We start from the raw sequence: 16,678 nt of genomic DNA, 5'->3' as shown, positions 1-16,678 counted from the left end.
GTTCACGCAGGCCAGCGTACGTCCTCGCACTCGCGGCCCGGCCGGCCTCCACCTTGCGGAGTAGCCGGCCGGTCCGTGGATCGGCCGTCCGGTTGACCCCTGCACGTATTCTCCGCTCATACGCTTGGTGACGTGCACCGCCTCTACGACTTCATCCGCCGGCACCCGACCTGGGTGGACAGCCTCTGGGCCGTCCTGCTGCTGATGATGTCGGCCGCGTGGATCATCACCAGCGTCACCGCGCCCCCGACGCCCGAGACGGAGCACGCGATGCTGACCACGGCCGGGGAGCAGATCGCGGCCGTCCCTGTCTCCCTCGCGCTGAGCCTGGTGATCGCGCTGCGCCGGCGGGCACCGGAGAAGATGCTGCTGCTGGCCGCCGGGACGGGCGTGGCACAGCTCGTCACCGGCGTGGGGCCGTACCCCGGCGACTTCGCCTTCCTGGTGATCACCTTCACCGTGGCCTCCCGCAACACCCGGTGGGCCTCCCGCTTCGCCCTGACGGGCGCGCTGCTCGCCCCGCTGATCTCCGCCCTGCGCTGGCCGGAACCGGACCAGGACGCCGCCGGCCGCATCCTCGGCACCGTCTTCCTGACCGTCACCTTCGCCCTGGCCTGGGTCCTGGGCGACTCACTGCGCACCCGGCGCGCCTACTACCGGCAGCTCGAGGAGCGGGCGGCCCGGCTGGAGAAGGAACGCGAGGCACAGGCCAAGGTCGCCGTGGCCGCCGAGCGCGCCCGGATAGCACGCGAGCTGCACGACGTGGTGGCGCACAACGTGTCGGTCATGGTGGTGCAGGCGGACGGAGCGGCGTACGTGTTGGACAGCGCGCCCGACCAGACCCGCACGGCCCTGGAGACCATCTCCGGCACCGGCCGGCAGGCGCTGGCCGAGATGCGCCGGCTGCTGGGCGTGCTGCGGACCGGCGAGACCACCCGGGACGGCGGCGAGTACGTACCGCAGCCCGGCGTGGAACAGCTCACCGAGCTGGTGGACCAGGTGCGGGGCGCCGGGCTCACCGTCGACTTCCGCATCGAGGGCACCCCGCGGCCGCTGCCGAGCAGCGTGGAGCTCACCGCGTACCGGATCGTCCAGGAGGCGCTCACCAACACCCGCAAGCACGGCGGCCCGCACGTGGGGGCCCACGTGCGGGTGGTGTACGGCGAGGGGGAGCTGGCGCTGCTCGCCGAGGACGACGGGCGCGGCGCGCAGGCCGAGCTGTACGAGGACGGCGGCGCGGACGGACTGGGCCACGGCCTCATCGGCATGCGGGAACGTGTCGGCATGGTCGGCGGCGACCTGGAGGCCGGTCCCCGTCCCGGCGGCGGCTTCCGGATCAGCGCCGTCCTGCCGCTCAAGGCCGCGCAGTGACGGCGCCGCACCACCGGAGCGGGCCCCGGGCGGCGGCCGGCCGCCGGGAGAGCCCCCGCACCCCCGACCGGGAGAGAGGAACGGCATGACCATCCGCGTGATGCTCGTCGACGACCAGGCGCTGCTGCGCACCGGCTTCCGCATGGTGCTCACCGCCCAGCCGGACATGGAGGTCGTCGCCGAGGCGTCGGACGGGGCGGAGGCCCTGGAGGTGCTGCGCTCCACCGCCGTGGACGTGGTCCTGATGGACGTACGGATGCCGCGGGTGGACGGCGTCGAGGCGACCCGCCGGATCTGCGAGGGCGGTGAGGGCGGCCCCGGCGGACCGAAGGTGCTCATCCTCACCACCTTCGACCTGGACGAGTACGCCTTCACCGCACTCAAGGCGGGAGCCGGCGGCTTCCTGCTGAAGGACGTGCCGCCCGGCGAGCTGCTCTCCGCCATCCGCGCCGTGCACAGCGGCGACGCGGTGGTGGCGCCCAGCACCACCCGGCGGCTCATCGACCGCTTCTCCACCCTGCTGCCCGCCGGCGGCCAGGAGACCGCCGCCACCGGGCTGCTGGGGCGGCTGACCGAACGGGAGCGTGAGGTGCTGGTGCTGATCGCCCAGGGCCTGTCCAACGGCGAGATCGCCGGGCATCTGGTGCTCTCGGAGGCCACCGTGAAGACCCATGTGGGCCGCATCCTCACCAAGCTGGAGCTGCGCGACCGGGTGCAGGCGGTGGTGCTGGCGTACGAGACCGGCCTGGTGCGCGCGGGCGGATCCTGACCGCGCTCTGCCTCCGGGACCGCCTGGGGCCCCGGCTCCGGCCCCGACCGCGGCCGGGGCCGGAGCCGCCCCGCCGGGGCCGGTGATCGTCCTCGTACCCGTCGGCGTACCATCGGCCGCACCGGCGACGGGGGTCGCCGCCGGAGCAGGGCCGCCCGCCCGGCGGCTCACGGGGGAGAGCCACACGCATGAGCCTGAACGTCGTCCATGTCATCTGCCCGCAACCGCCCGGTCACGTGGGAGGGTCGGACCTCCACGTGGCGGAACTGGCGGCCCATCAGGCCAGAACGGGCCTGCGGCCGCTGGTCGTCCAGGGACGCTCCCCGGAGTACGCGGAGCGGCTGCGGAGCCGGGACCCGGAGTGCGGCGGTCCGGAGCCGGTGGACGGTTACCTATCCTGAAGGAATGCGCAGCGACAGTTTCGGCCCCGGCGGCGCGGCCCGGGAGGGACGCGACCGTTCCGGGGGGCCGGGCGGGAGCCGGTCCGGCGGCGGCAGACCGCGCCGCGGGACGGGCGGAGCCCCCGAGCGCGGCCGGTCCCGGGGACAGCGCCACCCCGGCCCGCCGCGGGCGCCCCGCCGGCAGCGGCCGGAGCGCGCCACGGAACAGCGCGGCACGGAGGAACCGCAGGAGAAGGTGCCCGCCGGGGTCACCCGGATGTTCGCCAGTGTGGTGCCGGGGCTGGCTCCCCTGGTCGTCCGCGAACTGGAGCAGCTCGACGGGGTGCGGGTCACCGACTCCGGCTTCGACGGGCGCTCCGACCTGATCCTCTTCGACGTGGACCGGGGCCGCCGGGACGCCGTGTGGACGCTGCGCACCGTCGAGGACCTGTTCGTGGAGGTCGGCCGGACGATGCGGTCCAGCGGCGACCGGCCGCACTGGATCGCCGGGCGGGTCTGGCGGCCCGAACGGGTCGAGAAGGCGCTCTCCGTCTGGTCCGCCCAGGTCCGCCCGCTCGCCGGGGCGATGAGCTACCGGGTCATCGCGCGGGTGCTCCAGGAGCAGTCCTTCCTCCGCACCGACCTGCGCAAGTCGCTCGGCCGGTCGGTCTCCCGCGACCGGCCGAAGTGGAAGGTCGCCGACCCCGCCCAGATCGAGGTGTGGATCAGCGAGTACCGGCAGGGACGGCTGATCGCCGGACTGCGGCTGTCCGACGCGTCGATGCGGCAGCACCAGGGCCGCCGGGTCGAGCGCTCGGGGGCGCTGCGGCCGACCGTGGCCGCGATGATGGTCGGTCTCGCGGGCGACCCGGACGGCGTGCTGCTGGACCCCTGTTGCGGTTCCGGGACCGTGCCGGCCGAGGCGCTGGCCGCCGGCTGGGAGGGCGCCGAGGGCCGGGACATCGACCCGGAGGCGGTCGCGGCCGCGGAGCAGAACGTGCCCCGCGGAGCCGTCCGCACGGGCGACGCCCGGGACCTCGGACTGCCGGACGCCTCGGTCGGCGCCGTGGTGTCCAATCTGCCGTTCGGCCAGCAGTACGGCGTGCAGGGCGGCATGGCGGCCTGGCTGACCGACGTGCTGGCGGAGGCGGCCCGCGTGACCCGGCCGGGCGGGCGGGTCGTCCTGCTCGCTCCGGAGATCCCCCGGGAGGCCGTCCCGGAGGGTCTGCGGCTGCGGAGCCGGGACCCGATCCGGCTGCTCGGCACCCGTACGACGCTCTGGGTGTACGACCGGGGCTGAGCCCGCGCGGAGCGGAGCGCTGCGGGCTGCGACCGGAGCCGGGCCCGGTGACTCCGCTGCGGCCTGGTGCCTCCAGCAGGTCCGGCCGGCCCCGGCGGACCCGCCCGGGCCGCCTCGCTCCGGCTCCGGCAGTTCCCCCGGCGCCGGGCAGGGCGCCGGGCGGTCCCCGGTGCGTGCGCGGGTGCGCCACCGGCTTCTCGCCCCCTCCCGGGGGCCCGCGGGTGCCCGCCACCGGACGCGTTCAGCGGAGCACGCCCTCCAGGAAGTCGCTGCCGAGCCGCGCCACGACCGGCAGGTCGAGCTGGTGCAGCACATAGCGCCCGCGCCGGCGGGTGGTCAGCAGCCCGGACTTCTTGAGCAGCGCCAGGTGGCGGGAGACCTCCGGGGCGCTGAGCCCGGTCGCGTCGGCCAGCTCCCCGGTGGTGTACGCGCCACGGGCCAGAAACCGGACGATCCGCATCCGCACCGGGTGTGCCAGCGCCTCCAGCCGCCGGTGCAGCACCTCCACCGAGGCGGGCCCGGACAGCTCGGGGGCCTGCACCGGATAGTGCACGACGGGCCGCCAGCCCGGCGCGGGCAGCACCAGCAGATGCGGCCGGCCCAGCGCGGTGGGCACGAAGGTGGCCCCCGGGCCGACGGCCGGGTCCAGTGCCGTGGCGAGGCCGTCGGTCAGCTTGTCCACCCGGATACGGGGGCGGTCGCCGCCGGTCAGCGACACCGCCGGGGAGACCGCGGCCAGCGCGTCGGCCAGCCCCTTGTGCCGCAGCAGCTCCGTCTTGTGCCGCGCGTCGGCGGCGAGCTGCGGCCGTACCCGGTGCCAGACGTCCGCGAAGAACGCCTGCTCGCAATCCTCGAAGAGCCGCCGGACCCAGCCGCGGACGGCGTGCGGATCGGCCAGCAGCCGCCGGACGAAGTCCTCCTGCCGGGGGCCGCGGGCAGCGGCCAGCTCCAGGGCGCGCTCCCGCCCCCGGGCGTCGGCCAGCGGCGAGGGGCCGCCCTGGTTGTACGTGGTGGAGCAGGTGAACTCCAGCGCCGCAGCCACGAACCGCTCGTCGTCCAGCCGGTCCAGGACGTCCAGCTCCTCCGTCAGCGTCGCACCGGGCCGGCCGTCCCGCCCGGGCACCCCGGCGAACGCCAGCAGGATGTCGGAGAAGGCGGGGCTCCACATGAAGCCCCCCTCGTGCAGCCGGTCGGCCAGATCGGGCTTGAGCGCCGCGGCGGTCGCGGTGGCCCAGCCGTGCAGCCCCGGGTGGTGGGCGAGCTCGGCGAGCGCGTGCAGCGCGGAGCCCAGCTCGGCCAGTGGTGAGGGGCTGAAGAGGATCCGCTCCGGTGGCAGGCCCGCGATGTCGATGTCCACGCTCATGCGGCCATTGTGCGGGGCCGCCGGGCGTCCGGGGCCCGGATTGACGGCGTGCGTCAATCGGCGCGACCGGCGACGCCGGGCGGGCGCAGGGTGGGCGGCATGAGCATCACGCAGCAGTACGCACTGGACCTCTTCCGTGCCGCGCAGCGCGCGGAGGCGATGCCGCCGGACCCGGCGGAGGCCGCCCTGCGCGCGGCACGGCGCCGCCGGGGCGCGGGCCGGGGACGCGGCGTCCTGCGCCTCCTCCGTGTCCGCGTCCGCTCCCGGCGCTACGGCGCCTCCGCGGCGCCGGCCTCTCCCGGGGCGCCCCGGCCCGGCTCCCGCGCGGAGCCGCCGCCGGCCTCCCCCGAGGTGCACGTCCCGGTACCGGCCCGCCGGGCGCGGCAGCCCTGCTGCGACTGACGGCGCCGACCGCCCCCCGGCACCGGGGGCCGCACGGGCCCGCCCACCGGGCGCACCTCGCCGGCGTCCTGAGCCCGACCGCGCCCGGGCTCAGGAGACGGCGCCGCGCAGCTCCGTGATGTCGAGGTCCCCCGCGTCCTCGTCGGCGAGGTCGACCACCTTGCCGACCGGTCCGCGCCCCGCGCCGCGCGGGCCGGGGTCGTCCTCCGGCCCCGGCTCGTCGCCGGAGGCGTCCGCGGTCTGCCCGGCCGCGGCGTCCCGGCCCGCGTCCCGGCCCGGGGACTCCGGCTCGCGGGCCGGCGCCCGGCGCTTCCGTGCCGCGCCGAAGAAGTCGAACCTGCCGGCGGGCTGCGGCCGCTCCTCCTCGCGGGGCGGCGGCACCGCGGCCGCCGGCGCACCCGGCCCCGCGGGACCGGCGCTCTCGACCGCACGGGAGCCGCCGGAGGCGCGGGCCGCCTCCTCCGCGGCCAGCACCGCCGCGGCCCGCTGCCGGGCGGCGTTGCGCCGCAGGTGCCGCAGCGCCTCGCTCGCCTGGAGATAGGTCAGCGAGGTCGGCGCACCGGAGGCGCTGCGATGGTCCGTGGCGCCGGCGGTGAGCGCCCGCGCCGGCTCGGCGGCCTCCAGCGCGAGCTGCCGGCGCCCCTCGAGGGCGCTGGCCCGCCCGCTCTCGGCCTGCGCGTACCGGCGGAGCAGCGCGGCGTGCTCGCTGCGGAGCCGCGCCAGCTCGGCCCGTTTCGCACGGAGCCGGGTCTCCAGTTTCTCGCGCAGTTCCCGGGACTCCTCGAGTTCCCCCTCCAGCTCGGCCTGCCGCTCCTCGGCGCGCCACTCCGCTCCGGCGAGGCGGGCCTTGAGCTCGCCGACCCGGCGGCCCGCGCCGCGGTCCCAGCGGCGGGCGAGTGCCGCTCCGGTGACGGCTGCGACCGCCGCGGCGGCGGTCAGCCCGCGCAGCAGAACGGTGTCCGTGTCCGAGAAGCCCGCGTCCCCGACGAGCCAGGCGCCGCCGGCGCAGGCGAGCCCCACCGCCGCGACGGCGGCCGGGGGCAGGAGCCGGTGGAGTGACGGCGACTGGCGATGACGTCCACGTGGCATGGCCTGAAATTTACCGCGAGTGCCCCGCTTCGCGACAGCGTGGGACGGGACCGCCTGCGGAGCGCGTTCCGGGTGTTTCGGGTGGGGTCCGCGCGGGTGCCGCCGACGAGGCGGGAGCGGCGGTCGGGTTCCGGCACGAGCCGACTCCCCCTCCACTCCGGGCATGCACCGCGGTGCGCGGTCGACGCGTCCCGGAGCCCCCTGCTCCGCGGGGGACGCGTGCGTCACGCGGGACGGCTCCGGCCCGAAGCGGAGCCGCCTACGACTTCCGAGCGTACAAGGCGCGCAACCGGCGGCCGACCGTCTCCGGGCTGGCCGGAGTACCCGTCGCGTACTCGACGAGCATCTCCTCCAGAATGGCCGTCAGGTTGGTGCCCTCCATCTCCGCCCTCGCGTGGGCCATGGCCAGATAGCGCGGCGGGAAGCGGTTGACCACGGGCACCTTCCGCGCGTCGGCGTCGGGCAGCTCCGTGGGCACCTCGGCCCGCTTGGCCCCCTCCCGCTTGGGGGCCTGGGCGAGCTCGTTGCGGCGCCGTCTCCGGAGGACGCCCAGGGTCTCCCGCTCCGTCACGGGCCCGCGTTCCGGCGTCCACTCCAGCGGTTCCAGCTCGCCGGGCAGCGCCTCCGACTCGTCCACTCCCTCCGGACGGTTCGCCATGGCGGCTTTCGCGGCGAGCATCCGCCGCCGTTGCGCACGGGTCTGGGCGGAGGCATCCGGGACACCCATGGGCAGCATCTCCAGCATCTCGGTCGTTCGTCCAAGGGCAGCCGGTCTCCACACGGCCGCACGCCGGCACTCTGTACAGACACTACCCCAACCGAGAACCCTTACCCGATCCCCGCAGACGCCACAGAATCCCCCGGCTCGGAGGCTATGCCCCGCCACCAGTCTCACCTGCGCCGGCACCGTGCGCGGGCTGGAGAACCGTTCGAGGAGTACCTCCTCGGCGCCGGGCGCACCGAGATCGGCCCCGTGGCAGACCGCGAGCACACACCGGTCCTCGGCGAGCAGCGCGCAGAGGTCATGCCCGGCCGGTGGCTCCTCGCAGGTCAGCCAGGGCTCCCCCGCGAGCTCCACCGCGACCCGGGCGGCCCCAGGCGCACGGTGACGGCCGGCGCCTCGCCGATCTCCAGCAACTGCCCGTCCGTACCGCACCGGGTGAATCCCCAGGACGCCGCAAGCCGCTCGGTGTCACAGGGCCCGGCCTCGGTCTCCGGTTCCGGGAGCGCGAGCACCAGGAAGGGCTCACCCGCCCCGGCCCACCGGAACACCCCTGCCGACCACCGCTCCCCGGCCGGTTCCAGGGTCCCGACTCCCCCGTCGGCCGCCCCTGTCGTACGGAATCGCTGCTCCACCACATACCCCCGATGTACGCCACATCGCTCCCCCTTCTCGCTGCCACACGCTCCGGCACGGAACGCTCCACTGGCCGGGGCCGGAAGGCGGGCCCCGCCCCCCGGAATCCCTCTGTCTAGACACAAGGATACAGGGCGGGGACCCGGAACCCGCCTTCGTGCGGGGCCGGTTCGGGGGAAGGCGGCGCCTGGCGGGCACGGGCCGCGCGCGCCGCCCGCGGCCTGCTCAGCCGGCGCCGAGCAGGCCCTCGTCCTCCAGGTAGCCGCGGGCCACGTCGGCCGGCTTGCGCCGGTCCGCGTCGACCTTCCGGTTCAGGCCGACCAGGTCCTCGGTGGTCAGCGTGCGGGTGACCTCGTTCAGCGCCTCGGCGATCGCCGGGTCGCCGGCGTCCTCGGTGTTGAGCACCGGCAGGACGTTGTCCGCGTTCTGCAGGTTCTTGTCGTCCTCCAGCAGGACCAGGCCGAAGTCCTCCAGCGTGGCGTCGGTGGTCGTGGTGAGCAGCATCTCGTCGGTCCCGTTCTTGACGGCCTGCTTGGCCTGGACGGTTCCCACGCCCTTGGGGTCGACGGACTCGATCGTGATCCCGTAGGTCTTCTCCAGGCCGGGCTGGCAGTACGGGCGTTCGGGGCACTCGTCACCCGCCGCCAGGGTGATCTTCTCGCCGGACCTCCCCAGGTCCGACAGGGTCTCCAGGTCGTGCTTCTCGGCGAACTCGCGGCTCACCGCGAAGGCGTTCTGGTCCACCGCCTCGCCAGCCTCCAGCACCGTCAGGCCGCGCGGCTCGGCCAGCTTCCGCAGCGCCTCGACGGTGCGCTGCACGTCGCTGGAGGCGACCGGCTGCTCGGCGGGGGCGTCCGGCCCGTTCTCCTTGGCGTTGAGGAACTCGGCGAGCGTGGCGGCGTACTCCGGCACCACGTCGATCTCGCCCTTCTCCAGGGCGGGTTCGTACAGCTCCCGGTTGCTCAGGGTGCGTACGGTCGTGTCGTAACCGGCCTCGGAGAGCACCGTGGCATAGAGGTGCGCCAGGATCTTCGACTCGGTGAACCCGGCCGACCCGATCACCAGCGAGCCCTTGTCCCCGCCACCCGCGTCGCCGCCCTGTTCCTCCAGGCTGTCGCCGCCGCATCCGGTGAGGCCCGTGGCCAGCAACGCGGCCGCCGAGGCGGCCAGCAGGGCCCGGGAGCCCCGGCGCGCGGGGCGGAAGCCGTCCGTACGTGTCATGTCTGCCATGTCTGCACCGTCCACATCGCTCGATCGACAGAGAACTCGAAAGACCCGAAGAAAGCCAGCAGAGGGGGGAGGGGACGGGCCGTCAGCCGGTGGCCCGTCCGCGCATCGGGTCGAGGGACCTGCTCACCACCACCAGCACCGCCTCCACCAGCAGCGCCAGCGCCGCCACCAGCACCGCACCGGCCACCACCTGCGCGGTGTCATAGGTGCGGAAGCCGGCCGTGATGATGCGGCCGAGCCCGCCGCCGCCCGGCAGCGCCGCCAGCGTGGCCGTGGCGACCACCTGCACCGCCGCCGACCGCACACCGGTCATCAGCAGCGGGTGGGCGAGCGGGAGTTCCACACTGCGCAGCAGCTGCCAGCCGGACATGCCCATCCCGCGGGCCGCCTCCACGACCTCCCGGTCCACCTCCCGCATGCCCACATAGGCGTTGGTGAGCAGCGGCGGGACCGCGAAGAGCACCAGGGCGACGATGGTGGGCCAGTCCCCGTACGCGCCCAGCGGGCTCAGGGTGAGCAGCACCAGCACCGCGAAGGTGGGTACGGCCCGGCCGGCGTTGGAGAGGTTGACCGCCAGCGCGCCGCCGCGGCCGAGGTGGCCGAGCCAGACGGCGACCGGCAGGGCCAGCACGGCCGCGATGCCGAGACAGGTCGCCGTCAGAGAGAGGTGTTCCCCGAGCCGGTGCCACACGCCGCCGGTACCGCCCCAGTGCGAGCCGTCGGTGAGCCAGGTCCAGGTGTCCGGGAGCACGCCCATCGCGTCAGCGCCTCCTTCCGGCCGGCGCGCGGTGCCGTGCCCACGGGGTCAGGACGCGCTGGAGTCCGAGCAGCAGCACGTCGGCGGTGACCGCCAGCAGCACACAGAGGGCGGAGGCGGTGAGCACCTCGGCCTTGAAGAAGCTCTGCATGCCGCTGTAGATCAGGTTTCCCAGGCCGCCGTGGTCGACGATCGCACCGACCGTGGTGAGGGAGACGGCGGACACGGTCGCGATGCGTACCCCGGCCAGCAGCGCGGGAACCGTCAGGGGGAGCTCCACGGCGAACAGCAGCCGGGCCGGCCCGTATCCCATGCCGCGGGCCGCCTCGCGCACCTCCTCCGGCACCCCGTCCAGCCCGGTGAGGATGTTGCGGACCAGCACCGTCAGGGAGTACAGCACCAGACCGGTGACGACGACCGCGGCCGAGACCCCGAACACCGGCAGCAGCAGGGCGAACATCGCCAGCGAGGGGACGGTGTAGAGGACCGTGGTCAGCCCGATGAGCGGTTCGGCCGCGGCCCGCCAGCGGCGGGCCGCCAGCGCGAGCGGGAAGGCGACGAGCAGGGCCAGCACCACGGAGACCGTGGTGATGCCGATGTGCTGCAGCGTCGCGTCGGTGAGTTCACCGCTTCGGGTACGGACGTACTCGCCGCAGATCCACTCGTTGCCAGCCAGACAGTCGCGCGCGGCCACGGCCACAAAGGCTCACTTCCCCATCGGTCCCGGTGCAGTATGAAGTGTGATTCGTTTCGAACAGGTGAGCAAGCGCTATTCCGACGGCACGACGGCGGTGCGGGATCTCTCCTTCGAGGTGGCGGAGGGCGAACTCGTCACCCTGGTGGGGCCGTCCGGCTGCGGCAAGACCACGACGATGAAGATGGTGAACCGGCTCATCGAGCCCACCTCCGGCCGGATCCTGGTGAACGGCGAGGACGTCGCCGCCGTGGACCCGGTGGCGTTGCGGCGCCGGATCGGCTACGTCATCCAGCAGGCCGGGCTGTTCCCGCACCGGACGGTGCTGGACAACACCGCCACCGTCCCGCACCTCCTGGGCCGGCGGCGCAGCGAGGCACGCGCCCGGGCGGCGGAGCTGCTGGAGCTGGTGGGGCTCGACCCCGCCGAGTTCGGGCACCGCTACCCCGACCAGCTCTCCGGCGGCCAGCGCCAGCGGGTGGGCGTGGCACGGGCCCTGGCGGCCGACCCGCCGGTGCTGCTGATGGACGAGCCCTTCGGCGCGGTGGACCCCGTCGTCCGCGAGCGGCTGCAGAACGAGTTCCTGAAACTCCAGGAGACCATGCGGAAGACCGTCCTCTTCGTCACCCACGACATCGAGGAGGCCGTCCGCCTCGGCGACCGCATGGCGGTCTACGGCGAGGGGCGGATCGAGCAGCTCGACGCACCCACCCGGGTGCTCGGGGCGCCCGCCTCGCCGTACGTGGCGGAGTTCGTGGGGGCGGACCGGGGGCTGAAGCGGCTCGCGGTGACGCCGATCGAGACCGGGGACCTGATGCGGCCGCCGGTGGTCCGGCTGCTCGACCCGGCCGCCAGGGCGGCACGGCGGATGCGGGAGGAGGGGGCCCGCTGGGCGGTGGTGCTGGACGACGCGGAACGGCTGCACGGCTGGGTCTCCGCAGCCTCCCTGGACCCCGCTGCCGGTCCGGCGGGAGAAGAGGACGCCACGCCGGGGGCGAGGGGAGCGCGGGGCGCCCGGGGCGAGCCGGGCTCCGGGGGCGAGCCGGACGCGGGCGACACCGTACGGGCGCACGCCCGCCGCATGGAGGCGTGGCTGCCGCTGGGCGCGCCCCTCAAGCAGGCGTTCAGCACCATGCTCCAGCACGACGCGGGCTGGGTCGCGGTGCTGGACGGGGACCGCTTCGCCGGGGTCCTCACCCCCGCCCGGCTGCACGAGGCGCTGCGGCGCTCCGTGGACGCCGACAAGCGGGACCGCCCGCGCGAGGAGATCCGGCTCCAGACCGTCGCAGAGGCGTAGCCGCCGCCCGCTGTCGCGGGCGCGGCACCGCGCAGCGCGGTGCGCCCACGACGCGGCACGGCCCCGGGCGGGCGGGGCGGTCGGTGCGGGCCGGTCAGGCGGCGGTGGCGGCGCCCGGCGGGTTGTCGTCCTCGTCGTCCTCCGGGAGCCGGCACACCCGCTCCAGAAAGAGGGCGGCCGCTATCACCCCGATGCCCGCCGCCACCGCCAGCCCGGCGTACAGCGCCTGTTCCCGGCGGCTCGCCAGATCCAGGTCGTTGAGCAGCAGATAGACCCCGGCGCCGCCGTACATCCCGGAGACCAGGGCGACCACCAGCGCGCTCGCCTGCGCGAAGACGACCGCCCGCGCCGCCATCATCAGGTCCACGCCCTTGGCCCCCGGTACCCGTTCCCGCTGCGCCTTCAGCCGGGCCCTCAGGGAGAGCGCGGTCGCCAGCAGCACCACGGCGATGATCGCGAGCACGATGGGCGCGGCCACCGGAACGCTCGGCAGCACGTCGAAGGCGTCGAGCAGTCCCGCGCCGGCCCAGGACAGCACGCCCGCGGCCACACAGATCCCCGCCAGCGTCCTGATTCGCAGTTGTCTCACGGGGTCACCAACGTCAGTCGGGCAGGCTCAGTTCCAGGTCCGGTCGCCGGGCGATGCCGTCGCGGTCCACCGCGGACAGCAGCCGGGCCACCGGGCCGCGGCCCGGGACCTCGGCCGCCGGATCGACGTCGTGCCAGGGAGCGAGCACGAAGGCCCGCTCGTGCACGCGCGGATGCGGCAGGGTGAGCGACGGATCGTCCGAGAGCACATCCTGGTACGAGACGATGTCCACGTCGATCGTCCGCGCCGCCCAGCGCTCGTCACGTACCCGTTCCAGCGCCTCCTCGATGGCCTGGCCGCGCTCCAGCAGCGCACCGGGCGGCAACGTGGTCCGCACCAGCACCACCGCGTTGAAGTACGAGGGCTGGGTGCCCGGCTCGACGCCCCACGGCTCGGTCTCGTAGACCGGCGAGACGGCACGCACCCGCATCCCCGGCGTGTCGGCCAGTGCGTCGACGGCGGACTGCAGCCGCTCCAGCCGGTTGCCGAGGTTGCTGCCGAGCGCGACGACGGCGTGTTTCGGATTGCTCAGGGTCGTGTCGGCCGCGTCCACCTGGTGCACCACGGAGGCGGGCACCGGCTGTACGGTCGGGTCACTGTTCGGCGTCATGCGCGGCTCCGCTTGATCGTGATGGTCACATCGTCGAAGGGCACCGTGATCGGTGCCTCCGGCTTGTGGACGACGACCTCGACCTCCCGGACGGCCCGGTGCGCGAGGCAGGCGTCCGCGATCCGCTGGGCCAGCGTCTCGATCAGGTCGACGGGCTCGCCCTCGAGGACGGCCGTGACCTCCTCGGCCACGACGCCGTAGTGGACGGTCTCGGCGAGATCGTCCCCGGCCGCGGCGGCACGGGTGTCGAGTCCCAGCTCGACGTCCACCACGAAGGTCTGTCCCTCCTCGCGTTCCCCCGGGAACACCCCGTGATGCCCACGGGCGCGCAGGCCGCGCAGGGCGACGCGGTCCATCCGGATCACTCCCGTCGGTCGTCGTCGGTCGGTCGTCTGTCGGTGTCGCTCGTGTCGCTCGGTGTCGCTCGCCGGAACGCCGGCGCCTCCGGTACGCGCGCCGCCCGTCCGTGGTCGGACGGACACGGAGCGCACCGGAAATCGCCGGCCCGTCGAATCTACCTGCGCGTCGCGCCCGCCCCGACCCGCGGGTGCCGACGACGGCCCGCCCGGGCTGCGCGGCCTCTACCCGACAGCGTCCGCGGCCACGCGGGCATTCCCCGCTTCTTGCCTCGAAGGAGTGGCCTCGGGGGCGCGGCCGTGACGTGGGCCCGAGGCCGCGAACGATCCGCCGGTACGCCCTAGGCTGGAGCCATGAGTACGTCGCACGGCCGGGTGGCCGGTCTGCCGGAGTGGGACCGCTGCGCGGTCATGGGCGTGGTGAACGTCACGCCCGATTCCTTCTCGGACGGCGGCCGGTGGTTCGACACCGAGGCCGCGGTCAAGCACGGCCTGGACCTGGTCGCGCAGGGCGCCGACCTGGTGGACGTGGGCGGGGAGTCCACCCGCCCGGGGGCACGCCGGGTCGACGAGGCGGAGGAACTGCGCCGCGTCCTCCCCGTCGTCCGCGGACTGGCCGCCGACGGGGTGACCGTGAGCGTCGACACCATGCGCGCCACCGTCGCCGAGCAGGCCGTCGCCGCCGGTGCGGTGCTGGTCAACGACGTCAGCGGCGGGCAGGCGGACCCCGCCATGGTGCCGGCGGTGGCCGCCACCGGGGTGCCCTTCGTCGTCATGCACTGGCGGGGACAGTCCATCGACATGAACAACCGCGCCGTCTACGACGACGTCGTCACCGAGGTGCTCGACGAGCTGCGGGCCACCGTGGAACAGGCCGTCGCGGGCGGCATCCCTCCGGAGCGCCTCGTCGTGGACCCCGGGCTGGGCTTCGCCAAGCAGGCGGAGCACGATCTGGCGCTGCTCGCCGCGCTGCCGCGGCTCCGCACCGAGCTGGGCCGGCCGCTGCTGATCGCGGCCTCCCGCAAGCGCTTCCTGGGCCGGGTGCTGGCCGGCGCCGCGGACGCCGCGCCGCCGCCCGCGCGGGAGCGCGACGCGGCCACGGCCGCCGTCTCCGCGCTGGCCGCGCGCGAAGGGGCCTGGGCGGTCCGGGTACACGAGGTCCGTGCGAGCGCCGACGCGGTGCGGGTCGCCCGCGCCATCGAGGGAGCCGAGTGAGCGACGCCCGCGAAGCCGGAGGCGGCGGCAGCCGCACCGACATCGAGGCCGTGGAGGCCGCGAACACCGCCCTCTACGACGCCGTGGAACGCGGCGACCTGGAGGCCATGGGGCAGCTCTGGCTGGAGGACGAGGTCAGCGTCGTCCACCCGGGCTGGCCGGTGCTCACCGGGCGCGGCGAGGTGATGCGCTCCTACGCGCTCATCATGGCGAACACGGAGTACATCCAGTTCTTCCTCACCGACGTGGAGGTCTCCGTGCTCGGGGACACGGCGCTGGTCAGTTGCACGGAGAACATCCTCAGCGGCGGCCCCGCGGAGGACGACGGCTCGGCGGGCCCCCTGATCGGCGGCCTGGTCGTGGCCACCAACGTCTTCCGGCGGGACAGCGACGGCACGTGGAAGGTCTGGTCGCACCACGGCTCGCCGGTCCTGGTCGAGGGTGAGGACGACGACGGCGAGGAGCAGCTCGGCGGCTGAACCGCCGCCGGCGCCCCGCACCCGCCCGGTACGCCCGCCCCCGCGACCCTCGCCCGGCGGCTGCGGAACGGCACGTACGGGGAAGCACCGGGTCACCCGGCGTTCACCGGGGGTTTTCCGCCCCGGCTTACCCGGCCGCGTCAACTCTCCTATATTGGTGCGTCATTGGCGGGCGACCGACCATCGCCCGTACCCGTCGTCAAGGACTGGAATGACGCCCGAGACTCCCTCATCGGCCGGCGCGGGGGCCGGCCACCGGAGCGGGACCGCCACCGGTACCGCCTTCTCCGTCCTGGTCGCGCTGCTCCTCACCGCGCCGGGCTGTCTCCTCGCCATCCATCTCGCGCCCCGGTCCGTACGGGAGGAGGTGGCCTGGGGCAGCGGCGGCGCGGCCGTACTGCTCTGCGCCGCCGTCGGTGTGGCGGCCTGTCAGGCCCTGCGCGCCCGGCGGTTCCGGGCGGCCCTCGCCGAGCAGCGGCGCCGGGAGGCGGCACGGGAGGCAGCCCGCACGGAGTTCGCCGAGGTGACGCTCCCGGCCGTGGTCGACCGGGTGCGCGACGGCGCCTCCGCCGACGGTGCGCTCGCCTCCGCGCCGCCGAGCGACGATCCGGTGCAGCACACCGTGCTCCGGACGGTGGCCACGGAGCTGCACGCCGGCGAGACCCGGCGCGCGGCGGCCATGGCCGCCTGCGCCAACGCGGCCGGGCGCGTCCAGGCCCTCACCACCAGCATGGCCGCCGACCTGCGCGAGATGGAGCACCGGCACGCCCACCCGGACGTGCTCGGCGACCTGCTGCACCTGGACCACCGCACCGCGCAGGCCGGCCGGCTGGCGGACAGCATCGCGGTGCTGACCGGGGCCCGTTCCGGGCGCCGCTGGGCGAAGCCCATCGTGATGGAGAGCATCCTGCGCGGCGCGATGGGCCGCATCGGCGGGTACCAGCGGGTCCGGCTGCACTCCACCAGCACGGTCGCCGTGGCCGGCCACGCGGCCGAGGGCGTGATGCACGCCCTCGCCGAACTCATGGACAACGCCGCGAACTTCTCCCCGCCGACCGCCGAGGTCCACGTGTACGTCGAGGAGGTCGCCGCGGGCGTCGTCATCACCGTCGAGGACGGCGGCCTGGTGATGAGCGAGATCGCCCTGCGCCGCGCGGAACGGGCGGTCTCCGGGCAGGACACCGACCTCGGGGCGCTCTCCGGCACCCGGCTCGGCCTCGCCGTCGTCGGCCGGCTCGCCCGCAAGCACGGGCTCTCCGTCTCCTTCCGGCCCTCCGCCCACGGCGGGACGGGGGTGCTGCTGCGCATCCCCCAGGACCTGGTCATCGACCCGGACCGGTCGGGTGCCGGCCGCCGCGGCCCGGCCCGCGGCGGCCACCCGGCGGCCCGCTCCGCGCCCGGCGTCGCGGGCGCCCCCTCC

The 16,678-nt window shown here is 75.2% G+C and carries 19 protein-coding genes; 9 read left to right on the top strand and 10 right to left on the bottom strand.

Annotated features, from left to right (window positions below; translation table 11 throughout):
• Nucleotides 1-132 precede the first annotated feature (132 nt).
• From HOY81_RS11345 to HOY81_RS11330, 4 genes are all read left to right on the top strand, one after another.
• On the top strand, nucleotides 133-1,371 hold the full coding sequence (locus tag HOY81_RS11345; RefSeq protein WP_237320159.1) for a sensor histidine kinase: 1,239 nt from the start codon (nucleotides 133-135) through the stop codon (nucleotides 1,369-1,371).
• Nucleotides 1,372-1,456: 85 nt separating this feature from the next.
• A complete protein-coding gene (locus HOY81_RS11340) occupies nucleotides 1,457-2,140 on the top strand; it encodes a response regulator transcription factor (protein ID WP_237320158.1) in 684 nt (227 codons plus the stop codon).
• 188 nt (nucleotides 2,141-2,328) lie between these two features.
• Nucleotides 2,329-2,541: a hypothetical protein gene (locus HOY81_RS11335; protein ID WP_237320157.1), complete on the top strand. Its 213-nt coding sequence runs from the start codon at nucleotides 2,329-2,331 to the stop codon at nucleotides 2,539-2,541.
• 4 nt (nucleotides 2,542-2,545) lie between these two features.
• Nucleotides 2,546-3,820, top strand: coding sequence for a methyltransferase domain-containing protein (locus tag HOY81_RS11330; protein WP_237320156.1), 1,275 nt, complete (start codon nucleotides 2,546-2,548; stop codon nucleotides 3,818-3,820).
• Nucleotides 3,821-4,061: 241 nt separating this feature from the next.
• On the opposite strand, the gene HOY81_RS11325 is transcribed toward HOY81_RS11330, so the two are convergent.
• Nucleotides 4,062-5,183: a DUF5937 family protein gene (locus tag HOY81_RS11325; RefSeq protein WP_237320155.1), complete on the bottom strand. Its 1,122-nt coding sequence runs from the start codon at nucleotides 5,181-5,183 to the stop codon at nucleotides 4,062-4,064.
• 99 nt (nucleotides 5,184-5,282) lie between these two features.
• Here HOY81_RS11325 and HOY81_RS11320 point away from each other — a divergent pair, with 99 nt between their 5' ends.
• Complete coding sequence (locus tag HOY81_RS11320) at nucleotides 5,283-5,585, top strand: hypothetical protein (protein WP_237320154.1); 303 nt, start codon at nucleotides 5,283-5,285, stop codon at nucleotides 5,583-5,585.
• Nucleotides 5,586-5,675: 90 nt separating this feature from the next.
• On the opposite strand, the gene HOY81_RS11315 is transcribed toward HOY81_RS11320, so the two are convergent.
• The 6 genes from HOY81_RS11315 to HOY81_RS11290 form a co-directional block, all read right to left on the bottom strand.
• The gene (locus HOY81_RS11315) at nucleotides 5,676-6,674 is read right to left on the bottom strand and encodes a hypothetical protein (RefSeq protein ID WP_237320153.1); all 999 of its coding nucleotides are present in this window, start codon (nucleotides 6,672-6,674) and stop codon (nucleotides 5,676-5,678) included.
• A 259-nt stretch (nucleotides 6,675-6,933) separates the two neighbouring features.
• Complete coding sequence (locus HOY81_RS11310; RefSeq protein ID WP_237320152.1) at nucleotides 6,934-7,419, bottom strand: hypothetical protein; 486 nt, start codon at nucleotides 7,417-7,419, stop codon at nucleotides 6,934-6,936.
• A 305-nt stretch (nucleotides 7,420-7,724) separates the two neighbouring features.
• Nucleotides 7,725-8,033 carry a hypothetical protein gene (locus HOY81_RS11305; protein WP_237320151.1) on the bottom strand — a complete coding sequence of 103 codons (309 nt, stop codon included), beginning with the start codon at nucleotides 8,031-8,033 and terminating at the stop codon, nucleotides 7,725-7,727.
• Between the two features lie 223 nt (nucleotides 8,034-8,256).
• Nucleotides 8,257-9,261 carry an ABC transporter substrate-binding protein gene (locus HOY81_RS11300; RefSeq protein WP_237320150.1) on the bottom strand — a complete coding sequence of 335 codons (1,005 nt, stop codon included), beginning with the start codon at nucleotides 9,259-9,261 and terminating at the stop codon, nucleotides 8,257-8,259.
• An 82-nt stretch (nucleotides 9,262-9,343) separates the two neighbouring features.
• Nucleotides 9,344-10,018 (bottom strand): ABC transporter permease, encoded by a 675-nt coding sequence (locus HOY81_RS11295; protein ID WP_237320149.1) that lies wholly within the window; start codon nucleotides 10,016-10,018, stop codon nucleotides 9,344-9,346.
• A 4-nt stretch (nucleotides 10,019-10,022) separates the two neighbouring features.
• Complete coding sequence (locus HOY81_RS11290) at nucleotides 10,023-10,712, bottom strand: ABC transporter permease (protein WP_237320148.1); 690 nt, start codon at nucleotides 10,710-10,712, stop codon at nucleotides 10,023-10,025.
• Between the two features lie 46 nt (nucleotides 10,713-10,758).
• On the opposite strand from HOY81_RS11290, the gene HOY81_RS11285 reads away from it, so the two are divergent.
• Nucleotides 10,759-12,009, top strand: a complete 1,251-nt coding sequence (locus HOY81_RS11285) for an ABC transporter ATP-binding protein (RefSeq protein WP_237320147.1) — start codon at nucleotides 10,759-10,761, stop codon at nucleotides 12,007-12,009.
• A 94-nt stretch (nucleotides 12,010-12,103) separates the two neighbouring features.
• On the opposite strand, the gene HOY81_RS11280 is transcribed toward HOY81_RS11285, so the two are convergent.
• Genes HOY81_RS11280 through folB form a run of 3 tightly spaced genes read right to left on the bottom strand, consistent with a single transcriptional unit; the run spans nucleotide 12,104 to nucleotide 13,564 of the window.
• Nucleotides 12,104-12,598, bottom strand: a complete 495-nt coding sequence (locus HOY81_RS11280; protein WP_237320146.1) for a DUF3180 domain-containing protein — start codon at nucleotides 12,596-12,598, stop codon at nucleotides 12,104-12,106.
• 13 nt (nucleotides 12,599-12,611) lie between these two features.
• The gene (gene folK / locus HOY81_RS11275) at nucleotides 12,612-13,208 is read right to left on the bottom strand and encodes a 2-amino-4-hydroxy-6-hydroxymethyldihydropteridine diphosphokinase (protein WP_237320145.1); all 597 of its coding nucleotides are present in this window, start codon (nucleotides 13,206-13,208) and stop codon (nucleotides 12,612-12,614) included.
• On the bottom strand, nucleotides 13,205-13,564 hold the full coding sequence (gene folB / locus HOY81_RS11270) for a dihydroneopterin aldolase (RefSeq protein ID WP_237320144.1): 360 nt from the start codon (nucleotides 13,562-13,564) through the stop codon (nucleotides 13,205-13,207). Before folB ends, folK begins: the two co-directional genes overlap by 4 nt.
• 354 nt (nucleotides 13,565-13,918) lie before the next feature.
• Here folB and folP point away from each other — a divergent pair, with 354 nt between their 5' ends.
• The 3 genes from folP to HOY81_RS11255 form a co-directional block, all read left to right on the top strand.
• Complete coding sequence (folP, locus tag HOY81_RS11265) at nucleotides 13,919-14,779, top strand: dihydropteroate synthase (RefSeq protein WP_237320143.1); 861 nt, start codon at nucleotides 13,919-13,921, stop codon at nucleotides 14,777-14,779.
• A complete protein-coding gene (locus HOY81_RS11260) occupies nucleotides 14,776-15,258 on the top strand; it encodes a nuclear transport factor 2 family protein (protein ID WP_237320142.1) in 483 nt (160 codons plus the stop codon). The genes folP and HOY81_RS11260 overlap by 4 nt, the downstream gene beginning before the upstream one ends.
• A gap of 211 nt (nucleotides 15,259-15,469) precedes the next feature.
• Nucleotides 15,470-16,678: ATP-binding protein (locus tag HOY81_RS11255; RefSeq protein ID WP_237320141.1), on the top strand; the 1,209-nt coding region annotated here is incomplete at its 3' end.

Origin of the sequence: Streptomyces sp. JJ36 (genome assembly GCF_021696945.1) — a bacterium.
Classification (GTDB): domain Bacteria; phylum Actinomycetota; class Actinomycetes; order Streptomycetales; family Streptomycetaceae; genus Streptomyces.
Note: the sequence above shows the minus strand (reverse complement) of the source record. Positions and strands in the feature narration are given on the sequence as shown.